Raw genomic sequence first — 20,295 nt, 5'->3', positions numbered from 1 at the left:
AAGCGCTGCTGGCGCGGCCGCGCAGGCCGCGTCATCAGAGCCTCCCGCTTTATGCGTAGTAAACAGGGAATAATGGCGGCAGCTTATGTCGGCACTTGAAAGTTTGTCCTGGGAAGTTGCATATCCTCCGACGCTCGACTTCGGTCAGCAACTGACCCGTGAGCAGTTGCTCAATTCCATGCAAATGACCATGTCGCGCCATGAAGGTGGCCCTGTCTGGTTGTTTGCCTATGGCTCGTTGATCTGGCGGCCTGAATGTAATTCGGTGGAGCGCCAACGGGCGCGAGTACATGGTTATCACCGTGGGTTGTACCTGTGGTCGCACGAGCACCGGGGGACGCCGGAAACGCCAGGCCTGGTGTTCGGCCTCGATCGCGGCGGCTCCTGCAGCGGTTTTGCCTACCGACTTGAAGACAGCAACCTCGATGATTCGCTGATGGCCCTGTGGCAGCGGGAAATGCCTTATCCGGCGTATCGGCCGCACTGGCTCAGCTGCCGGTTGGGCGATGGCAGCAAGGTGCAGGCGTTGGGGTTTGTGCTGGAACGGCATCTGCCGTGCTATGCGGGCAACCTGCCGGATACCTTGCTCAGCCAGATTCTAGCGAGTGCCAAGGGGCGCTATGGCACCACGCGAGACTATGTCGAGCAGACATTGAATGCGCTGCGCAGCCATCAGATGCCAGATCGGAACCTTGAGGCGCGGTTCAGGCGCTGCCATAACCTGCGCGAGGTGTGAGCAGCTGCCGGCCCTTTCGCGGGACAAGCCCGCTCCTACAGGGAAAACGCTATCCCTTGTAGGAGTGGGCTTGCCCGCGAAGGGGCCAGTCCCTGCTTATGTGGCCAACACCACCAACTTACCCACAGCCTTGCGCTGCCCCAGCTGCTCGATTGCGGCCCCCGCTTCAGCCAGTGGATAAGTCTTCGACACCAACGGTTTCAACTTGCCCTCGGCATGCCAGGCAAACAATTGCCGGAAGTTCGCCGCATTATCCTCTGGCTGGCGCTGGGCAAACGCCCCCCAGAACACCCCAAGTACCGCCGCCCCCTTGAGCAGCACCAGGTTCGCCGCCATCTGCGCAATCGTCCCGCTGGCAAATCCCACCACCAGCAGCCGGCCCTGCCACGCCAGCCCGCGCACGGCCTGGTCGAACAGCTCGCCGCCCACCGGGTCGTAGATCACGTCCACGCCCTGGCCGCCGGTCAGGCGCTTGATTTCTTCCTTGAGGCTGGCCTGGCTGTAGTCGATCAGTTCGTCAGCCCCGGCAGCCTTGGCAACGGCGAGTTTCTCGGCGCTACTGGCTGCGGCGATCACTCTTGCGCCCATGGCTTTGCCGATTTCCACCGCTGCCAGGCCAACGCCACCGGATGCGCCGAGCACCAGCAGGGTTTCGCCTGGCTGCAACTGGCCGCGCTGCTTGAGGGCATGCATCGAGGTGCCATAGGTCATGCCGAACGCCGCTGCGGTGGCAAAATCCATGTGCTCGGGGATCGGCATCACGTTGTAGAACGGGACCGCCACTTGCTCGGCGAACGCCCCCCAGCCGGTCAAGGCCATCACCCGGTCGCCCACCTTGAAAGTACCGGCCCGTTCGCCGACCGCAGCGACCACGCCGGCGGCCTCGCCACCTGGCGAGAATGGCAGCGGGGGCTGGAACTGGTATTTGCCTTCGATGATCAGCGTGTCGGGGAAATTGACCCCGGCAGCCTGCACATCGAGCAGGATCTCGTTCTTCTTCGGCACCGGGCTGGCCACGTCTTCCAGCACCAGGTCGCGAGCCGGGCCCAGGGTTTTGCACAACACAGCTTTCATCGGGGCTATTCCTTTGCGTGGAGTGGCCGATAAGTGTAGGAGGGTCGCCTGCCGGGTCAACGAGCATGCCCCGCCCTGATGTGCTGACATAAGTGCTGGCACAAGCCCGTGCTTGGGTTTGCGCGGCATGCTGGGTAAGCTGGCGCCAACTGTTTTGAGGAGCGAATTCGTGAAAGCGTGGATCTTGATGGTACTGGCGCTGATGCTGCCAGCGGCGGCCATGGCCGAAGAAGCCAAGGAAGGGGAGCCGAAAGTTTCCTACATCACCCTGAGCCCACCCTTCGTCGGCAACTACGCCCTCGATGGCAGCCCCAAGCTGCGCGTGTACAAGGCCGATGTGGCTTTGCGCGTGACCGGTGATGCCGCGGCTGCTGCGGTCAAGCACCAGGAGCCGTTGATCCGCAACCAGTTGGTGGCCCTGTTCACCCAGCAGACGGTGGATAGCATGAGCAACGTCGACGCCAAGGAGAAGCTGCGCCAGGAAGCGTTGAAGCAGGTGCAGCAGGTGATGGAATCGGAAGAGGGCAAGCCGATTGTCGAGGATCTGCTGTTCAATAACTTGATTGTGCAGTGATTGGTCTGGCTTTAGAGATCTGGCGCCTGTGATATCGAGCGTCGCCCGCGCGGCGCTCGATCGCATACGCGCTGCAACACTCAAGCCGAACTCAGCGCGCCAGTGCGATGATCGCCGCCCACTGCTCTTCAGTCACCGGCATCACTGACAACCGCGTGCCTTTCTGCACCAGTGGCAACTCTGCCAGCGCACTCTGCTGCTTCAGCAGCCCCAACCCCAGCACCTGTCGGAAGGTCTTCACATGGGCCACGTCTACCGCACTCCAAGGGTTCTTTTCGGCATTGGCCTTGGCGTCGAAGTAGTGGCTTTCCGGGTCCAGTGCCGTCGGGTCGGGGTAGGCCGCTGCAGTGATGCGGGCGATGCCGGCAATGCCCGGTTGCGGGCAACTGGAATGGTAGAAAAAGAACTCGTCGCCTACGCTCATGGCCCGCATGAAGTTGCGCGCCTGGTAATTGCGTACGCCATCCCAGCGTGCCTCGCCCAGGCGGCCCAGGCCTTCGATCGACAGCTCGTCGGGCTCGGATTTCATCAGCCAATAGGCCATGGATACTGCTCCTGAAAAGGTTTGAAATAACCTGTTGCATGAAACCGACAGCCGGTTGGCGTCAACGTTTGCGTGAAGACTCAGGTTGTCGGAAAATGCGCCGATTTTAAAGCTAGACGCTCCGGCGGCACCTAGAAGGTCGCCGAGCCTGAACGTATGCCTAGGGGGGCATTCTTCGATGAATCAACGCAAACCGGATCTACTGTGGATCCTGGTCTTCATCTTTGGCCTTGGTGTGGTCACCACCGGTTATGCCCAGGGCATCTGGGAGCGCAAGCTGGATACCGCCTATCAGACGCCAGTCGACGCCAACCCTCAGCAACGCTGATATCCCCTCGCTGACGCCGCTTACTTCGGCGCCAGGTACCAGCTACGGTCGCTGACCGTGCCCTGCAGCGGTACATCCCAACTGGCCTGCGCCAGTCGTTCGACCTTCTGGCATTCATGCGCCAGCCCCAGCAGCAACGGTTTCTTCCAGGTCTTGCGCCGTGCCTGGTAGGCCAGGCTGCGGTCGTAGAAACCCCCGCCCATGCCCAATCGCCCGCCGACTTCATCGAAGCCGACCAGCGGCAGCAGGATCAGGTCCAGCGACCAGATCGGGCGCTGGCGCCGACGATCGGTCAACGGTTCGGGAATACGGAAGCGGTTGCGCTTGAGCTTTTCGCCCTGTTCAAAACGCTGGAACACCATGCGCGTACGCGGCCAGGCATGCAGCACCGGCAGGTAGGTGCGCTTGCCCCGGCGCTGGGCCTCGCGCAGCAGCAGGCGCGGGTCGATTTCACCGTCATTGGGCAGGTACAAGGCGATATGTCGGGCGCGGCGGAACAAGGGGTGCTGCGCCAGTTGGCGGAACAGGCCGCGTGAAGCCTGGTGCTGTTGGGCGGGTGTGAGGGCGCGGCGGGCATTGCGAAGCAGGCGACGAAGCTGGGGGCGGGTGAGCGGCGCAGTTTCGGTCATGGCACTGGTTATCCCAGGTGTCGGATTGCCCAGCCGAGCGCTGGGCAGGAAGAATCAGGCTCCCCGATAAGACCGCTATCGGTGTAGCCCTTGAACCCGAAAGTTCAAGGTGGAGATTGCAGGGGGCGTTAAGGCTTTCCGTCGGGCGGACATGCACACCGGCCCCAGCGTGCAACCCCCGTGGTTGTGCGTATCGGCTCAGGGACATAACCGACTGGCGCATCCCCCAGGGAGTGGCGCCAGTATACCAATCTCAGCCGTTTTTGGTACCCGCGTCGTCGGACAAAGCCTGATCGACCCGTTCCAGCAGGTCACGCACCTGTTCACGGCTGGTGCCACTCACCGGCGCGTCACTGCGTTCCTCCTGGCGGTGCAGCATCTCGTGAGTGATGTTCAACGCCGCCATGACCGCAATGCGGTCGGCACCGATCACCTTGCCGCTGCTGCGGATCTCGCGCATCTTGCCGTCCAGGTAGCGCGCGGCGCTGACCAGGTTGTTGCGCTCTTCCGGCGGGCAGATGATCGAATACTCCTTGTCGAGGATCTGCACGGTGACGCTATTGCTTGAACTCATGAGTCTTGCTCCAGGGCCTTCAGGCGTAAAATCATCGACTCGACCTTGCGCTTGGCGATCTCGTTCTTTTCGATGAGGTGGGCGCGCTCCTCGCGCCAGGATTTTTCCTGAGCTACTAGGAGTGCATTTTGCCGTTTTAGTTGCTCGACGCGTTCAATCAGCAACTCGAATCGGCTCATCAGCGCTTGCAGGTCGTTCTCTTGCGTGGGTTGCACTCGATTCGCTCCGTCGTTGAATCACCCTGCGATGATGCCTCTCCCTGCGCAGCGGCGGCCAGTGCCGATGGTCTTGGCGCGCCTGCCGGTGCTAGGATACAAGGTCTTCATTCTAGTCAAATGCGCCGTCTGGCGCCTAGCCGACCATGCCTAATACTCAATCGCCTTACGTTGCTTTTGCCATGCTGCTCTCGAGCAATGGCCATCCTGTCACCCCTGCCGAGCTGCACGGCCTGCTGATCGGGCGCAGCTGCGCCGGTGCCGGCTTCGATGCCGAGGCGTGGCTGGCCGACGCCGCCCAACTGCTGGAAACCGAACCCGGCGACACCGTGCGCAATGCCCTGATCGGCCTGCAAGATATGGTCAAGGGCGAGCTGAACAGCGAAGACATGGCCATCATCCTGCTGCTGCCGAGCGACGATGCCGCGCTGGCCGACCGCGCAGAGGCGCTGGGCCAGTGGTGCCAGGGCTTCATCACCGGCTTTGGCCTGAACGCCGGTGGCAAGGACCTGTCTACCGAAGCCAAGGAAGTGCTGCAGGACTTGGTGGCCATTTCCCAGGTCCAGGAAGCCCTCGAAGAATCCGAAGACGGCGAGAGCGACTACATGGAAGTCATGGAGTACCTGCGCGTCGCACCGCTGCTGCTGTACACGGAGCTGGCGGCGCCTGCCGCACCTGCACCAAAACCTTCGCTGCACTGATCAACCGGGGGTAGTCCTGCCCATGAGCCACATACCCAAGGCCGAGTATGCCCGTCGGCGCAAGGCGCTGATGGCGCAGATGGTCCCCAACAGCATTGCCATCCTGCCGGCTGCCGCGGTTGCCATTCGCAACCGCGATGTCGAGCACGTGTACCGCCAGGACAGCGATTTCCAGTACCTCAGCGGCTTCCCCGAGCCAGAGGCGGTGATCGCACTGATCCCTGGCCGCGAGCATGGCGAGTACGTGCTGTTCTGCCGCGAGCGCAACCCGGAGCGCGAGCAATGGGACGGGCTGCGCGCCGGCCAGGAAGGCGCAGTCCGTGACTTTGGCGCGGACGATGCCTTCCCGATCACCGACATCGACGAGATCCTGCCGGGCCTGATCGAAGGCCGCGAACGGGTCTACAGCGCCATGGGCAGCAACGCTGAGTTCGACCGACGCTTGATGGACTGGATCAACGTGATCCGCTCCAAGGCGCGCCTCGGCGCCCAGCCGCCGAACGAGTTCGTTGCGCTGGATCATCTGCTGCACGACATGCGCCTGTATAAATCGGCAGCGGAAGTGAAAGTGATGCGGGCCGCCGCTGAGATCTCTGCGCGCGCCCATGTACGGGCCATGCAGGCCTGCCGCGCCGGGCTGCACGAATACAGCCTTGAAGCCGAGCTGGACTACGAGTTCCGCAAGGGCGGGGCGAAGATGCCGGCCTACGGCTCGATCGTCGCCGCCGGGCGCAATGGCTGCATCCTGCACTACCAGCAGAACGATGCCCCGCTCAAGGACGGTGACCTGGTACTGATCGATGCTGGCTGCGAGATCGACTGCTACGCCAGCGATATCACCCGTACCTTCCCGGTCAGCGGGCGTTTTTCGCCCGAGCAGAAGGCCATCTACGAGCTGGTGCTCAAGGCCCAGGCCGCCGCATTTGCCGAGATCGCTCCGGGCAAGCATTGGAACCACGCCCACGAGGCGACCGTGCGCGTCATCACCGAAGGCCTGGTGGAACTCGGCTTGCTCAAGGGTGAGGTGCAGGCGCTGATCGACAGCGAGGCCTACCGGGCCTTCTACATGCACCGTGCCGGGCACTGGCTGGGCATGGATGTGCATGATGTTGGCGAATACAAGGTGGGCGGCGAGTGGCGGGTGCTGGAGCCTGGCATGGCGTTGACTGTCGAGCCCGGCATCTACATTGCCGCCGACAACGAGTCGGTCGCAAAAAAATGGCGCGGCATTGGCATCAGGATCGAGGACGACGTGGTAGTGACCAGGCAAGGCTGTGACATTCTGACCTCCGGTGTGCCTCGTACGGTCGCCGAGATCGAGGCGCTGATGCAGGCTGCACGTAAGGACGCGGCATGAACCGGGTCAACCTGGCGATTATCGGTGGCGGTCTGGTCGGCGCAAGCCTGGCCCTGGCCCTGCAGGCCGGCGCCAAGGCACGTGGCTGGAAGATCCTGCTGATCGAGCCGTTCGCCCCCGGCGACAGCTTCCAGCCCAGCTACGATGCACGTTCCTCGGCATTGTCTTTCGGCACCCGGCAGATCTACCAGCACCTTGGCCTGTGGCAAACCATCAGCCCGCGCGCCGAGCCGATCCGACAGATCCAGGTCTCTGATCGGGGCCGTTTCGGTGCTACGCGCCTGGATGCCACGGAGGAGGGCGTACCGGCCCTGGGTTACGTGGTGGAGAACGCCTGGCTCGGTCAGTGCCTGTGGCAAGGGCTGGACAGCGAGGTGGTGAGCTGGCGCTGCCCGGCCGAAGTGAAGGCGATGCAGGCCGTCGAAGGTGGCTACCGCCTACTGCTGGACGACGACACCAGCCTGGAATGCGACCTGGCGGTGCTGGCTGACGGTGGCCGCTCCGGCCTGCGCGAGCAACTGGGTATCCATGTGCGCCGTACGCCCTACGAGCAGAGCGCGCTGATCGCCAACATCACCCCGGGCGAGGCCCACTGCGGCCAAGCCTTCGAACGCTTCACCGAGCAAGGCCCGATGGCCTTGCTGCCCTTGCCTGAAAACCGCTGCGCGCTGGTCTGGACGCGGCAGGGGATGGATGCCCGGCGCCTGGCCGAAATCGACGAGCGCAGCTTCCTGCGTGAGCTGCAGGATGCCTTTGGCTATCGCCTCGGCGCCCTGCGCCAGGTCGGTGCCCGGCATCTCTACCCGTTGGCGCTGATCGAAGCCCAGGAGCAGGTTCGCCCGCATCTTGTAGTGCTGGGCAACGCCGCGCACAGCCTGCACCCGATTGCCGGGCAGGGCTTCAACCTGTCGCTGCGTGACGTGCAGTCGCTGGCCGATGCGCTGCTGGCTGGCCCGCAACATCCGGGTGATCTTGCCAGCCTTCAGACCTATCACCAGCGCCAGCGCCTCGACCAGGCCCTGACCATTGGCTTCTCCGACCAGGTCACCCGCCTGTTCGGCAGCAACCAGCCGCTGCTGGCGGCGGGGCGCAATATCGGCCTGCTCGGGCTCGACCTGCTGCCACCGGCCAAAAGCTGGTTCGCCCGCCAGGCCATGGGCCTCGGCACCCGCCCCGATCCGCGGGGTCAGGCATGAGCAACCCGCGCAGGCTGGCGCGCCGGGCGCGCATGTTGCGCTGGCTGCTGAACTTCTACCCGCCGTACCTTGGCGCTGGCATCCACATCCAGCACATCAGCCTGGACATGCGCAGCGTCAAGGTGCGCATGAAACTGACCCGCTGGAACCGCAACTACGTCGGCACCCAGTTCGGCGGCAGCCTGTATTCGATGGTCGACCCGTTCTACATGCTGCTGTTGATCGAGCAGCTGGGCCGCGAGTACATCGTCTGGGACAAGGCTGCCAGCATCGATTTCATCGCCCCGGGCAAAGGCACGGTGTACGCCGAATTCCACGTCGATGACGCGTTGCTGGACGAGATCCGCCAGCAGACCGCCACCGGCAAGAAGTACCTGCCGCGTGTGCAGGTCGATATCCGTGACGAAGCCGGCGAGCTGGTGGCACGGGTCGATAAAACCCTATACGTGCGGCTCAAGCCGCAAGCGAGGCAGGCGTAAAGCATGGAAATGCGCGCAGATCTGTTGATTGTCGGTGCCGGTATGGTCGGCAGCGCCCTGGCCCTGGCGCTTCGCCACAGCGGCCTGGAAATTCTCCTGCTCGATGGCGGCCCGCTGTCGGTGAAACCGTTCGATGGCGCCGCTCCGTTCGAGCCACGGGTCAGTGCCCTGTCGGCAGCCAGCCAGCGCATCCTCGAACGCCTGGGTGCCTGGGAAGGCATCGCCGGGCGGCGCGTGTCGCCGTATTCCGACATGCATGTGTGGGACGGCAGCGGTACCGGTCAGATTCATTTCTCGGCAGCCAGCGTGCATGCCCAGGTGCTCGGCCATATCGTCGAGAACCGGGTGGTACAGGACGGTCTGCTGGAGCGCCTGCACGACAGCGACATTGGCCTGTTGCCCAATGCCCGCCTGGAGCAGCTGCGCCGCTCCGGTGACGAATGGCTGCTGACCCTGGCCGACGGCCGCCAGCTGCGGACACCGCTGGTGGTGGCCGCCGATGGCGCCAACTCGGCGGTGCGCCGGCTGGCCGGCTGCGAGACCCGCGAATGGGATTACCTGCATCACGCAATCGTCACCAGCGTGCGCTGCAGTGCTGCGCACCAAGCCACCGCCTGGCAGCGTTTCACCGATGAGGGGCCGCTGGCGTTCCTGCCGCTGTCGCGTGACGGCAAGCAGGACTGGTGCTCGATCGTCTGGTCGACGACGCCGGAGCAGGCCGAGCAGATCATGGCACTGGATGAGCAGGCCTTCCTCAAGGCCCTGGAACGCGCCTTCGAGGGGCGTCTGGGGGATGTGCTGGAGGCCGACCCGCGCGTCTGCGTGCCGTTGCGCCAGCGCCACGCCAAGCGCTACGTGGACGAAGGGCTGGTGTTGATCGGCGATGCCGCGCACACCATTCACCCGCTGGCCGGGCAGGGCGTCAACCTGGGCTTCCTCGACGCCGCAGTACTGGCCGAGGTGCTGGAGAATGCCTGCGAGCGCGGTGAGCGGTTGGCGGATGTAAAAGTGCTCAGCCGTTATGAGCGCCGGCGCATGCCGCACAACCTGGCGTTGATGGCGGCGATGGAAGGCTTTGAGCGGTTGTTCCAGGCCAATCCGCTGCCGCTGCGCTGGTTGCGTAACAGCGGGTTGAAGCTGGTGGACCAGATGCCGGAGGCCAAGGCGCTGTTCGTGCGCCAGGCGTTGGGGTTGACCGGGGACCTACCTGATCTTGCCAAGGCTTGAGATTGCTGGGGCTGCTTTGCAGCCCTCTGCAACATCCAGTAACTGCTCGGATGATGAGCTGGAAAATGGGATTCACTACCATTTGCACCTCTCATACGATCCGAGGAGTGCTTTCCATGTTGCCACGCAAGCCCCTACTAGCCGCCCTGGCCCTGACCCTGTTCGGCGGCACTGCCCAGGCGGCCGACGAAGTGGTGGTGTACTCCTCGCGCATCGACGAGCTGATCAAGCCGGTATTCGATGCCTACACCGCCAAGACCGGGGTCAAGGTCAAGTTCATCACCGACAAGGAAGCCCCGTTGATGCAGCGCATCAAGGCCGAGGGCGAAAACGGTGTGGCTGACCTGCTGCTCACCGTCGATGCCGGCAACCTCTGGCAAGCTGAGCAGATGGGGATCCTGCAGCCGATCAAGTCGGACATCATCGACCAGAACATCCCCCCGCAGTACCGCGCTTCGTCCCATGACTGGACCGGCCTGAGCCTGCGTGCACGGACCATCGTCTACTCCACCGAGCGAGTCAAGCCGGCCGAGCTGACCACCTATGAAGCCCTCGCCGACAAGCACTGGGAAGGCCGCCTGTGCCTGCGCACCGCGAAGAAGGTGTACAACCAGTCGCTGACCGCCACGCTGATCGAGAACCACGGCGAGGCCAAGAGCGAGCAGATCGTCAAAGGCTGGGTCGGCAACCTGGCCACCGATGTGTTCTCCGACGATAACTCGGTGATCCAGGCCATCGAAGCCGGCCAGTGCGATGTGGGCGTGGTCAACACTTACTACTACGGCCGCCTGCATGCCCAGAACCCGAATCTGCCGGTCAAGATCTTCTGGCCCAACCAGGGTGATCGTGGCGTGCACGTCAATCTGTCGGGCATCGGCCTGACCAAGCATGCACCGCACCCGGAAGCCGCCAAGAAGCTGGTCGAGTGGATGACTGGCGAGGAGGCGCAGAAGCTGTTCGCCGACATCAACCAAGAGTTCCCGGCCAACCCGAAGGTCAAACCGTCGGAAGAAGTGGCAGCCTGGGGCAGCTTCAAGGCTGACAGCATTCCAGTGGAAGTGGCCGGCAAGCGTCAGGCCGAGGCCATTCGCCTGATGGATCGGGCCGGCTGGAACTGAGTCGAGAACAGCATCTTGCCCCACACCTCCGAGCGCCGCTGGTACCTCCCGGTCACCCTGACAGCCGCCCTGGTCCTCCTGCCCCTGAGCGTGCTGTTGCTGTCATGGCAGTCCATCGACCTGCAGATCTGGTCGCACCTGCTCGACACCCAGATGGGTCGCCTGTTGGGCAATACCGCGACCTTGGTGGTCGGCGTCGGGATCGGCGTCACCCTGCTCGGCGTCAGCCTGGCCTGGCTGACCAGCCTCTGCGAGTTCCCCGGCCGACGCTGGCTCGACTGGGCGCTGATGCTGCCGTTCGCCATCCCTGCCTACGTGCTGGCCTTCGTCTTCGTCGGCCTGCTCGATTTTTCCGGCCCGGTACAGAGCGCCCTGCGCGAAGTGTTCGGGCCGATGCGCCTGCCGCGGGTACGCTCGACCGGTGGGGTGATCATCGTCCTGGTGCTGGTGTTCTACCCCTACGTCTACCTGCTGGCGCGCACGGCATTCCTGGCCCAGGGCAAGGGCTTGATGGAGGCCGCGCGGGTACTGGGCCTGTCGCCCCTGCAAGCCTTCTGGCGGGTGGCCCTGCCGATGGCGCGGCCAGCGATTGGTGCGGGCATCGCCTTGGCGCTGATGGAGACCCTGGCCGATTTCGGTGCAGTGTCGGTGTTCAACTTCGATACTTTCACCACGGCCATCTACAAGACCTGGTACGGCTTCTTCAGCCTGTCCAGCGCGGCCCAGCTGGCCAGCCTGCTGCTGTTGGCGGTGATGCTGGTGCTGTACGGCGAGCGCCGCGCCCGCGGCGCAACCCGCAGTGGCAACGAGCGCCCGCGTGGGCAGGCGCTCTATCACTTGCGTGGGGTCAAAGCGCTACTCGCCAGCGGCTGGTGCCTGCTGGTGTTCGCCTGCGCATTTGTCATTCCGCTGCTGCAGTTGCTGGTGTGGTTCTGGCAGCGCGGTCGGCATGATCTGGACGATCGGTATGTCGGCCTGGTGCTGCATACCTTGTACCTGGGCGGCATGGCCGCTCTGATCACCGTTTGCGTGGCCCTGCTGCTGGCCTTCGCCCGCCGTCAGGCGCCGACGGGCGGCATTCGTGCCGGCGTTGGCCTGGCCAACCTGGGCTATGCCTTGCCCGGCTCGGTGCTGGCAGTGTCGATCATGCTGGCGTTCAGTTATCTGGATAATCAGCTGGTCATTCCGCTGTCGACCTGGTTGGGCGGTGCGGGCAAGCCTCTGCTGCTGGGCAGCCTGGCCGCCTTGCTGCTGGCTTATCTGGTGCGTTTCATCGCCGTGGCCTATGGCCCATTGGAGAGCAGCCTGGAGCGTATTCGGCCCTCATTGCCGGAGGCTTCGCGCAGTCTTGGCGTCGGTGGCGTGGGTTTGTTTTTCAAGGTGTATCTGCCGCTGCTGGTGCCCGGGGCTTTGAGCGCTGCGTTGCTGGTGTTCGTCGACGTGCTCAAGGAAATGCCCGCCACCTTGCTGATGCGCCCGTTTGGCTGGGACACACTGGCGGTCAGGGTGTTCGAGATGACCAGCGAAGGCGAATGGGCGCGCGCCTCGTTGCCGGCGCTGACCTTGGTGCTGGTAGGGCTGCTGCCGGTCATCGGGCTGATTCGCCGTTCCGCTCGGCGTCCGGGTCACAGTCACTGAGGATGCCAGCTTGCGCCCTTGCGGCTACAATGCGCGGCATTCGCGCGGCGGGTCCTACAAGAAGAGCTGACGATTAAACGTCATCGACCGCCGCCGCTTCGCCACGCCCGGAAGGAGAAACCCATGGGACAGCGCACGCTTTTGTACGACTTGCACCTGGCGCTCGGTGCCAAGACGGTCGATTTCGGCGGCTGGGACATGCCGCTGCACTATGGCTCGCAGGTCGAGGAGCACCATCAGGTGCGCAGCGACTGCGGTGTCTTCGATGTTTCCCACATGACGGTCATCGACATCACCGGCGACGACGCCACACGCTGGCTGCAACGTCTGCTGGCCAACGACGTGGCCCGTCTCGACGGCACCGGCAAGGCGCTGTACAGCCCGTTGCTCAGCGAAGACGGCGGAGTCATCGACGACCTGATCGTCTACCGCACCCAAAGCGGCTACCGCCTGGTCACCAACGCGGCCACTCGGGCGAAGGTCATCGCTTGGCTGGAGGTGCAGAGTGCCGGTTTCAGCGTCACGTTCGACGTTCGCCCTGACCTCGCCATCCTCGCCATCCAGGGCCCCCATGCCCGCGAGAAAGTCGCCGCGCTGCTGACCCCGGCCCGCGCCGCGCTGATCCGTGAACTGCGCCCGTTCGAAGGTATTGCCGAAGGTGACTGGTTCATCGCCCGCACTGGCTACACCGGTGAAGACGGCCTGGAAATCATCCTGCCGGGTGATGAGGCCGTAGCGTTCTTCAACGACCTGGTTGGCGCCGGCATCGCGCCGAGCGGCCTGGGCGCGCGCGACACGCTGCGTCTGGAAGCGGGCATGAACCTGTACGGCCAGGATATCGATGAAAGCCACACCCCGCTGACCTCTAACCTGGGCTGGTCTATTGCCTGGGAGCCGGCTGCGCGCAACTTCGTCGGCCGTACCAGCCTGTTGGCGGAAATCGAGCGGGGTGTGCAGGAAAAACTGGTTGGCCTGGTGCTGGAAGAACGCGGCGTTTTGCGTGCCCACCAGGTGGTGCGTGTAGCCGGGATTGGCGAAGGGGAGATCACCAGTGGTAGTTTCTCGCCTACGCTGAGCAAATCCATCGCCTTGGCGCGCGTGCCCATGGCGACCGGGGACCGCGCCGAGGTCGAAATCCGCGGTAAATGGTACCCGGTGCGGGTGGTCAAACCGACCTTCGTGCGCCATGGCAAGATTTTGATCTGAACATTCAACGGCGGGCCGAACCGCTGACCCAAACGAGGAATTCAAGACATGAGCAATATCCCCGCCGACCTGCGTTTCGCCGAAAGCCACGAGTGGGCGCGCCTGGAAGCTGATGGCTCCGTCACCGTCGGCATCAGCGACCACGCCCAGCAAGCACTGGGTGACGTGGTGTTCGTCGAGCTGGCCGAAGTCGGCAAGGTGTTCGGCGCTGGCGACGCTGCCGGCGTGGTCGAGTCGGTCAAGGCTGCCTCCGACATCTACGCCCCGGTTGCCGGTGAAGTGATCGCGGTCAACGAAGAACTGGCGGATAGCCCGGAGCTGCTCAACGAAGAACCTTACGATTCGTGGATCTTCAAGCTGAAGCCAAGCGATAAGTCGGAGCTGGACAAGCTGTTGGACGCTGCTGGCTATCAGGCACTGATCGGCGAGTAAGACCGCGTCGCCTGGTTCGCGGGGCAAGCCCGCTCCTACAGGGACAGCATCCGCTCGCGGGGCTGTCTATGACTTGTAGGAGCGGGCTCGCCCCGCGAAAGGGCCGGGCCTGCAAACGCAAGATTCCCCGCAGAATCGGCAATCCTTCCTAGACTTATAAGTCTCCATGAGACCTGGTCTAGGAAGAGAGCGTCGACATGTCCCAGTCGCCATCCCTGCATCAACTGCAAGAGCTCAACCCATTCCTGCGCCGCCACCTGGGGCCCGATGCCTCGGAGCAGCAGGCAATGCTCAGCACCCTCGGCCTCAACAGCCGCAGCGAGCTGATCGAGCAGACCGTGCCGCCAGGCATCCGCTTCAACCGCGCCCTCGACCTGCCGCCGGCCCTGGATGAACAGGCTGCGTTGGCCAAGCTCGCCGGCTACGCCGAGCAGAACCAGGTGTGGACCAGCCTCATCGGCATGGGTTACCACGGCACCGTCACGCCCACGGTCATCCTGCGCAATGTGCTGGAAAACCCCGGCTGGTACACCGCCTACACGCCCTATCAGCCGGAAATCGCCCAAGGCCGTCTGGAGGCGCTGCTCAACTTCCAGCAGATGGTCATCGACCTCACCGGGCTTGCCCTGGCCAATGCCTCGTTGCTCGATGAAGCCACGGCCGGTGCCGAAGCCATGGCCCTGGCCAAGCGAGTGGCGCGCAACCAGAGCAACGCCTTCTTTGCCGACCAGCACTGCCACCCACAGACCTTGTCGGTACTGAAAACCCGCGCGGAAGGCTTCGGTTTCCAGCTGATCATCGACACTGTGGACAACCTTGCCAAACATCAGGTATTCGGTGCCCTGCTGCAATACCCGGACACTCACGGCGAAGTGCGCGACCTGCGGCCATTGATTGACCAGTTGCACACCCAGCAGGCCGTGGCCTGTGTGGCCGCCGACCTGCTCAGTCTGGTGATGCTGACTCCGCCCGGTGAGCTCGGAGCCGATGTGGTGCTGGGTTCGACCCAGCGCTTCGGCGTACCGATGGGCTACGGTGGCCCGCACGCGGCCTACTTCGCTTGCCGTGACGACTACAAGCGGGCGATGCCCGGGCGCATCATTGGCGTATCCCGCGATGCTCGTGGCAACACGGCTCTGCGCATGGCCCTGCAGACGCGCGAGCAGCATATCCGCCGGGAAAAGGCCAACTCCAACATCTGCACCGCCCAGGTGCTGCTGGCCAACATCGCCAGTTTCTATGCGGTGTATCACGGCCCGCAAGGCCTGCAACGCATCGCTCAGCGGGTGCATCGGCTGACCTTCGTGCTGGCTGCAGGCCTTGAGGCCAAAGGCATCAAGCGCGTCAACCAGCACTTTTTCGACACCTTGACCCTGGACGTCGGCGGCGCTCAGGCGGCGATCATCGAAAGTGCCGAGGCCGCCCGCATCAACCTGCGCATTCTGGGGCGCGGCCATCTGGGCGTGAGCCTGGACGAAACTTGTAACGAAGCCACCGTGCTGCGGCTGTTCGATATTTTCCTGGGTGTCGATCACGGCCTGGATATCGCCGCGCTCGACCAGCACGCGCTGCCCGAAGGCATCCCCGCTGCGCTGGTGCGCCGCACGCCGTTCCTCAGCCACCCGGTGTTCAACCTGCACCACAGTGAAACCGAGATGCTGCGCTACCTCAAGCAGCTGGAAAACAAGGACCTGGCACTGAACCAGTCGATGATCCCGCTCGGCTCTTGCACCATGAAGCTCAACGCCACCAGCGAAATGATCCCCATCACCTGGCCTGCTTTCGCCCAGCTTCACCCCTTTGCGCCCGCCGCACAGGCCACCGGCTACAAGGCAATGATCGATGAACTGGAAGGCTGGTTGTGCGCCATTACCGGCTTCGATGCCATCTGCATGCAACCCAACTCCGGCGCCCAGGGTGAATACGCCGGGCTCATGGCCATCACCCGTTATCACCGCAGCCGTCATGAGCCTCAGCGCACGCTGTGCCTGATCCCATCGTCGGCACATGGCACCAACCCGGCCTCGGCGCAGATGGCGGGCATGGAGGTGGTGATTGTCGATTGCGATGATGCTGGCAACGTCGACCTCGAAGACCTCAAGGCCAAGGCACATGCCGCCGGGGCCAGGCTGTCGTGCCTGATGGTCACTTATCCCTCGACCCATGGTGTGTACGAAGAAGGCATCCGCGAGATTTGCGAGGTGGTCCACCAGCACGGCGGCCAGGTGTACATGGATGGTGCCAACCTCAACGCTCAGGTCGGCCTGGCGCGACCTGCGGATATCGGTGCCGATGTTTCGCACATGAATCTGCACAAGACGTTCTGCATCCCCCATGGCGGTGGCGGCCCAGGCATGGGGCCAATCGGCATCCGCGCTCATCTTAAGCCGTTCGTCGCCAGCCACCCGGTCGTACCCGTTCCCGGCCTGGATCCGAACAACACTGCGGTCAGCGCCGCGCCCTGGGGCAGCGCGAGCATCCTGCCGATCAGCTGGATGTACATCGCCATGATGGGTCCGCAGCTTGCTGATGCCAGCGAAGTGGCGATCCTCTCGGCCAACTACCTGGCCAGCCAGCTTGGCGGTGCGTTCCCGGTGCTGTACCGCGGGCGCAACCAGCGCGTGGCGCACGAATGCATCCTCGACCTGCGCCCTCTCAAGGCGCAGACCGGCATTACCGAGGAGGACGTCGCCAAGCGCCTGATGGACTATGGCTTCCATGCCCCGACCATGTCATTCCCGGTGCCGGGGACCTTGATGGTCGAGCCCACCGAAAGCGAGTCGAAAGCCGAGCTGGATCGCTTCGTCGAAGCGATGCTGGCGATTCGCGCAGAGATTGCCGAGGTGCAGGAGGGGAACTGGCCTGCGGAAGACAACCCGCTCAAGCATGCGCCGCATACCCTGGCCGATGTGCTGGCACCCTGGAATCGGCCTTATAGCTTGGAGCAGGCGGTTGCGCCCAGTGCCCATGTGCGCCTGCACAAGTACTGGCCAGCGGTGAACCGGGTCGACAACGTGTATGGGGACAGGAATCTGTTCTGTGCTTGCGTGCCGGTAGAGGCTTACCGCTGAAAAACTGGGGGCGCAGAGCGCCCCAGGCCTTACTCAGCTACCGCGTTCTTGGCCAGGATGGCGTTGGCCAGATCCATGTCCGAGGCTTGCATCCCTGGGTTCTCGGCACGCACCTGTTGCAGTGCCTGCTCCAGGAACGGCCCGCGAATCGCGCCCTCGCTGGCGACGAAGCTGCCGGCGTCATCCTGTGCCGCGAGCACCAGCTTGTGGTCGTGCGAAGTGATGTAGCTCGACGCCGTGGTGGCGCCGGAAGTCATTACGTTACGCCAGAAGGTATCGGCCATGGCAGAGCCAACAGGCAGCGAAAGCAGGGCAGCAGCTGCGATGGCAGTTTTGAGACGCATGATGAAACACCTCGAAGGGTGAGGGTTGGGAATGGTCGTTTTGATCCCGCAAAATGGGCGTAAGTTCCTTGAATACAAGGGTTTTTTGCTCACGAACAGACCCGTAGCACCTCCTCGGAACGGGTCAGCCCACGGGCCACTTTTGCCTCCCCACAGCTGCGTAAATCCTGTAACCCTTCAGCTAGAGCCTGCCGTTGCAGCTCGGCCAGATCGTTGCAGGTGCCTATCCGTGCACGCAGGCTTTCGCTCGGGATCAGCAGTTCGAACAAGCCGGTACGGCCAAGGTAGCCGGTGCCTCGACAGACTTGGCATGGATCGTTCGATGGGCGGCCCTGGCAGGCGTGGCAGAGCAAGCGCACCAGGCGTTGGGCCATGACCCCGACCAGGGTCGCCCGGATCAGGTAATCGGCCACACCCAGCTCAAGCAGACGGGTAATGGCGCTACAGGTGTCATTGGTGTGCAGCGTCGAGAGCACCAGGTGCCCGGTGAGCGCAGCCTGAACCGCCACCAGTGCGGTCTCGCGGTCGCGGATTTCACCGATCATGATGATGTCCGGGTCCTGGCGTAGCAGGGTGCGTACGCCATCGGCAAAGCCCAGGCCCAGGGCTGGCTGCACCTGCATCTGGTTGAACGCCGGCTCCAGCCGCTCGATCGGGTCTTCGATGGTGCACAAGTTGACCTGCGGGGTGGCCAGCTGCTTGAGGCTGGCGTAGAGCGTGCTGGTCTTGCCGGAACCGGTAGGCCCGGTGACCAGCAGGATGCCTTGGCGGCGCTGCAGCAGCGTTTGCCATTGGGCCAGTGGCTCGCCCTCCAGGTCCAATTGATCGAAGTCCTCCTGCAACTGGCGCGGGTCGAACAAGCGCAGCACCAGTTTTTCACCAAAGGGCGTCGGCAGCGTCGAAAGGCGCAGCTCAACTTCGCTGCCGCCTGGCAGGCTGCTCTTCACCCGACCGTCCTGCGGGCGGCGCTTTTCGGCTACATCCATGCGGCCCAGGTGTTTCAGGCGGCTGACCACGGCCAGGGTGACACTGGCCGGGAAGGCGTAGACCGTGTGCAGCAGACCATCGATGCGGTAGCGCAGGTGGCCTTGATCACGGCGTGGCTCCAGATGGATATCGCTGGCGCGTTGCTCGATGGCGTACTGCAGCAGCCAGTCGACGATATGCACGATGTGCGCGTCATCGGCCGTTGCCTCTGCTTGCCGTTTGCCGAGCTCAAGCAAGTGCTCGAGCTCGCCCAGGCTGGTTGCTTGCTGGTGCTGCGCACCTTGTACCGAGTGGGCCAGGCGAAACAGCGACTGGCCCAGTTGGCGAATCTGCAGCGGGCTGGCCAGCACGCGGCGGATCGGTTTGCCCAGGCTACGCGCGAGGTCAGCCTGCCACAGCTGTTGGTAGGGTTCGGCACTGGCCACGGTGATGGCGTTGGCGTCGTTGGCCACGATCAGGATGCCGTGGCGTTGCGCGAAGGCTGGGGAGATCAGGCCATTGACCTGGGCCAGGTCGAGTTGCATGGGGTCAATGCGCAAGTAAGGCTGGCCGACCTTTTGTGCCAGCCATTGGCAGAGGGCGTCCAGGTTCAGCAGCTGGCCAGGCTGGCAGCGATCTTCCAGGCCCAGGGCCGCGATGGTTTCAAGCGGGTGGTGAGCGCTGTAACGGGACGCTTGTTCGCGAACCTGGCATGAATCGGTGGCGGTCAGGCGCTGGTCGGCCTGCAAGGCATCCAGCAGGCTTTTGAGATCGAGGGATTGCTCGTTGAGAGTGAACATCGGCGGCGTCCGTGCCTTGGGGGAGTCCTGGGTCAAGGCTAGCCGTGCCTGGCGGAGCGAGGCTCGGGAAAGGATTTCGGGATTTTGCGCCGCCTGGCTTCAGATCACCGCCAACTCCAATCGCGCCAGGTTTTCCAGGCTCACCTCTCCGACACACACCAGATTGCGCAGTTTTTGCGCAATCACTTGCGCCCGGTGCCAGCTCAACCCGCCGATGGCGACCTCGATGTCGAGCCAGTCTTCCTGCTGGCTGACCTGCACGCTGTGCGGCGTGAGGAACTGCAAGGCAAACAGGTTGAGCACCCGGCACAGGGTATCCGGCTCGGCTTCGGCCTGCAGGCGATAGCGTACGGTGCTGTGGCTGGCGCTGGCGGCCCAGGCATCGCTGCGGGGCAGGGGGCGTTCGAGTGCATTCATGCTGGGTCTCCGCGAATGTGGGAGAAATTCTTGCACGTCGAAGCCGGTATTTTTTCGCTATGATTCCATCGAATTACGGGTGTTACAGATTGATCAATTCGCATAAAGATATTTTGGAGAATTATTCATGCAAGGCGAACTGGATGCCTACGACCGGCGCATTCTCGAGCTCCTGCAAGAAGACGCATCGCTGTCCAGTGCGCAGATCGCCGAGCGAGTGGGGCTGTCGCAATCACCCTGCTGGCGCAGGATTCAGCGTTTGAAAGAGGAGGGGGTGATCCGTGGGCAGGTGACCCTGCTGGACCGCAAGAAGGTCGGCTTGAATACGCAGATCTTCGCCGAGGTGAAACTCAACGCTCACGGCCGCTCAAACTTCACCGAATTCACCGAGGCGATCCGCGGCTTTCCGGAGGTGCTGGAGTGCTATGTGCTGATGGGGGCGGTGGACTTTTTGCTGCGCATCGTCACCTCGGATATCGAGGCTTATGAGCGCTTCTTCTTCGAAAAACTTTCGAACGTGCCAGGTATTCAGGAAGTGAACTCGATCGTGGCGCTGTCGGAGATCAAGTCTACCACCAGCCTGCCGCTATCGAGGTGAGGCCTTCGCGGTACAACCCCGCTCCTACCGGGAAATCCGTAGCCCTGTAGGAACGGGCATGCCCGCGAAGC

Annotated in this window: 22 protein-coding genes and 1 other RNA gene; 14 read left to right on the top strand and 9 right to left on the bottom strand. The window is 63.5% G+C overall.

The window, feature by feature from the left end:
• Nucleotides 1-85 precede the first annotated feature (85 nt).
• Nucleotides 86-736 carry a gamma-glutamylcyclotransferase gene (locus BGP85_RS28385; RefSeq protein ID WP_103446191.1) on the top strand — a complete coding sequence of 217 codons (651 nt, stop codon included), beginning with the start codon at nucleotides 86-88 and terminating at the stop codon, nucleotides 734-736.
• Nucleotides 737-832: 96 nt separating this feature from the next.
• On the opposite strand, the gene BGP85_RS28380 is transcribed toward BGP85_RS28385, so the two are convergent.
• The gene (locus BGP85_RS28380) at nucleotides 833-1,810 is read right to left on the bottom strand and encodes an NADPH:quinone oxidoreductase family protein (protein WP_103446190.1); all 978 of its coding nucleotides are present in this window, start codon (nucleotides 1,808-1,810) and stop codon (nucleotides 833-835) included.
• A gap of 169 nt (nucleotides 1,811-1,979) precedes the next feature.
• Here BGP85_RS28380 and BGP85_RS28375 point away from each other — a divergent pair, with 169 nt between their 5' ends.
• Nucleotides 1,980-2,384, top strand: a complete 405-nt coding sequence (locus BGP85_RS28375; RefSeq protein WP_027920870.1) for a flagellar basal body-associated protein FliL — start codon at nucleotides 1,980-1,982, stop codon at nucleotides 2,382-2,384.
• A 91-nt stretch (nucleotides 2,385-2,475) separates the two neighbouring features.
• On the opposite strand, the gene BGP85_RS28370 is transcribed toward BGP85_RS28375, so the two are convergent.
• Nucleotides 2,476-2,928 (bottom strand): EVE domain-containing protein, encoded by a 453-nt coding sequence (locus BGP85_RS28370; protein WP_060485681.1) that lies wholly within the window; start codon nucleotides 2,926-2,928, stop codon nucleotides 2,476-2,478.
• Nucleotides 2,929-3,106: 178 nt separating this feature from the next.
• Here BGP85_RS28370 and BGP85_RS29020 point away from each other — a divergent pair, with 178 nt between their 5' ends.
• Nucleotides 3,107-3,256, top strand: a complete 150-nt coding sequence (locus BGP85_RS29020; protein WP_165837333.1) for a hypothetical protein — start codon at nucleotides 3,107-3,109, stop codon at nucleotides 3,254-3,256.
• Nucleotides 3,257-3,276: 20 nt separating this feature from the next.
• Here the strand turns inward: BGP85_RS29020 and BGP85_RS28365 are convergent, their stop codons facing one another.
• The 4 genes from BGP85_RS28365 to BGP85_RS28350 form a co-directional block, all read right to left on the bottom strand.
• Nucleotides 3,277-3,885 (bottom strand): 5-formyltetrahydrofolate cyclo-ligase, encoded by a 609-nt coding sequence (locus BGP85_RS28365; protein WP_103446189.1) that lies wholly within the window; start codon nucleotides 3,883-3,885, stop codon nucleotides 3,277-3,279.
• A gap of 56 nt (nucleotides 3,886-3,941) precedes the next feature.
• A non-coding RNA gene (gene ssrS / locus BGP85_RS28360) (6S RNA) lies at nucleotides 3,942-4,121 on the bottom strand.
• Between the two features lie 17 nt (nucleotides 4,122-4,138).
• The gene (locus BGP85_RS28355) at nucleotides 4,139-4,459 is read right to left on the bottom strand and encodes a cell division protein ZapA (protein ID WP_103446188.1); all 321 of its coding nucleotides are present in this window, start codon (nucleotides 4,457-4,459) and stop codon (nucleotides 4,139-4,141) included.
• Entirely contained in the window at nucleotides 4,456-4,638 is a 183-nt protein-coding gene (locus BGP85_RS28350) for a TIGR02449 family protein (protein WP_029886233.1), read from the bottom strand. The genes BGP85_RS28355 and BGP85_RS28350 overlap by 4 nt, the downstream gene beginning before the upstream one ends.
• A gap of 182 nt (nucleotides 4,639-4,820) precedes the next feature.
• Here BGP85_RS28350 and BGP85_RS28345 point away from each other — a divergent pair, with 182 nt between their 5' ends.
• The 10 genes from BGP85_RS28345 (at nucleotide 4,821) to gcvP (ending at nucleotide 17,099) form a co-directional block, all read left to right on the top strand.
• Complete coding sequence (locus BGP85_RS28345) at nucleotides 4,821-5,375, top strand: YecA/YgfB family protein (RefSeq protein WP_103446187.1); 555 nt, start codon at nucleotides 4,821-4,823, stop codon at nucleotides 5,373-5,375.
• A 22-nt stretch (nucleotides 5,376-5,397) separates the two neighbouring features.
• Nucleotides 5,398-6,732 (top strand): Xaa-Pro aminopeptidase, encoded by a 1,335-nt coding sequence (gene pepP, locus BGP85_RS28340; protein WP_103446186.1) that lies wholly within the window; start codon nucleotides 5,398-5,400, stop codon nucleotides 6,730-6,732.
• Nucleotides 6,729-7,928, top strand: coding sequence for a 2-octaprenyl-6-methoxyphenyl hydroxylase (gene ubiH, locus BGP85_RS28335; RefSeq protein ID WP_103446185.1), 1,200 nt, complete (start codon nucleotides 6,729-6,731; stop codon nucleotides 7,926-7,928). Before pepP ends, ubiH begins: the two co-directional genes overlap by 4 nt.
• The gene (locus BGP85_RS28330; RefSeq protein WP_103446184.1) at nucleotides 7,925-8,407 is read left to right on the top strand and encodes a DUF4442 domain-containing protein; all 483 of its coding nucleotides are present in this window, start codon (nucleotides 7,925-7,927) and stop codon (nucleotides 8,405-8,407) included. Before ubiH ends, BGP85_RS28330 begins: the two co-directional genes overlap by 4 nt.
• 9 nt (nucleotides 8,408-8,416) lie before the next feature.
• On the top strand, nucleotides 8,417-9,634 hold the full coding sequence (locus BGP85_RS28325) for a 2-octaprenyl-3-methyl-6-methoxy-1,4-benzoquinol hydroxylase (protein ID WP_181004454.1): 1,218 nt from the start codon (nucleotides 8,417-8,419) through the stop codon (nucleotides 9,632-9,634).
• Nucleotides 9,635-9,750: 116 nt separating this feature from the next.
• Nucleotides 9,751-10,752: an extracellular solute-binding protein gene (locus BGP85_RS28320; RefSeq protein ID WP_103446182.1), complete on the top strand. Its 1,002-nt coding sequence runs from the start codon at nucleotides 9,751-9,753 to the stop codon at nucleotides 10,750-10,752.
• A 15-nt stretch (nucleotides 10,753-10,767) separates the two neighbouring features.
• Nucleotides 10,768-12,390, top strand: coding sequence for an ABC transporter permease (locus tag BGP85_RS28315; protein ID WP_103446181.1), 1,623 nt, complete (start codon nucleotides 10,768-10,770; stop codon nucleotides 12,388-12,390).
• A 123-nt stretch (nucleotides 12,391-12,513) separates the two neighbouring features.
• Nucleotides 12,514-13,596, top strand: a complete 1,083-nt coding sequence (gcvT, locus tag BGP85_RS28310) for a glycine cleavage system aminomethyltransferase GcvT (RefSeq protein WP_103446180.1) — start codon at nucleotides 12,514-12,516, stop codon at nucleotides 13,594-13,596.
• Between the two features lie 48 nt (nucleotides 13,597-13,644).
• The gene (gcvH, locus tag BGP85_RS28305; RefSeq protein ID WP_103446179.1) at nucleotides 13,645-14,028 is read left to right on the top strand and encodes a glycine cleavage system protein GcvH; all 384 of its coding nucleotides are present in this window, start codon (nucleotides 13,645-13,647) and stop codon (nucleotides 14,026-14,028) included.
• 197 nt (nucleotides 14,029-14,225) lie between these two features.
• Nucleotides 14,226-17,099 (top strand): aminomethyl-transferring glycine dehydrogenase, encoded by a 2,874-nt coding sequence (gcvP, locus tag BGP85_RS28300; RefSeq protein WP_103446178.1) that lies wholly within the window; start codon nucleotides 14,226-14,228, stop codon nucleotides 17,097-17,099.
• Nucleotides 17,100-17,128: 29 nt separating this feature from the next.
• Here the strand turns inward: gcvP and BGP85_RS28295 are convergent, their stop codons facing one another.
• The 3 genes from BGP85_RS28295 to BGP85_RS28285 all read right to left on the bottom strand — a co-directional run bounded on the left by BGP85_RS28295 (nucleotide 17,129) and on the right by BGP85_RS28285 (nucleotide 19,626).
• Nucleotides 17,129-17,443 carry a DUF2388 domain-containing protein gene (locus BGP85_RS28295; protein ID WP_085676392.1) on the bottom strand — a complete coding sequence of 105 codons (315 nt, stop codon included), beginning with the start codon at nucleotides 17,441-17,443 and terminating at the stop codon, nucleotides 17,129-17,131.
• Between the two features lie 89 nt (nucleotides 17,444-17,532).
• On the bottom strand, nucleotides 17,533-19,209 hold the full coding sequence (locus tag BGP85_RS28290) for a GspE/PulE family protein (RefSeq protein ID WP_103446177.1): 1,677 nt from the start codon (nucleotides 19,207-19,209) through the stop codon (nucleotides 17,533-17,535).
• A 99-nt stretch (nucleotides 19,210-19,308) separates the two neighbouring features.
• On the bottom strand, nucleotides 19,309-19,626 hold the full coding sequence (locus tag BGP85_RS28285) for a hypothetical protein (protein ID WP_103446176.1): 318 nt from the start codon (nucleotides 19,624-19,626) through the stop codon (nucleotides 19,309-19,311).
• A gap of 127 nt (nucleotides 19,627-19,753) precedes the next feature.
• Here BGP85_RS28285 and BGP85_RS28280 point away from each other — a divergent pair, with 127 nt between their 5' ends.
• Complete coding sequence (locus BGP85_RS28280; RefSeq protein WP_079230134.1) at nucleotides 19,754-20,224, top strand: Lrp/AsnC family transcriptional regulator; 471 nt, start codon at nucleotides 19,754-19,756, stop codon at nucleotides 20,222-20,224.
• Nucleotides 20,225-20,295: the final 71 nt, after the last annotated feature.

The organism is Pseudomonas putida (assembly GCF_002906855.1).
GTDB lineage: Bacteria > Pseudomonadota > Gammaproteobacteria > Pseudomonadales > Pseudomonadaceae > Aquipseudomonas > Aquipseudomonas putida_N.
Note: the sequence above shows the minus strand (reverse complement) of the source record. Positions and strands in the feature narration are given on the sequence as shown.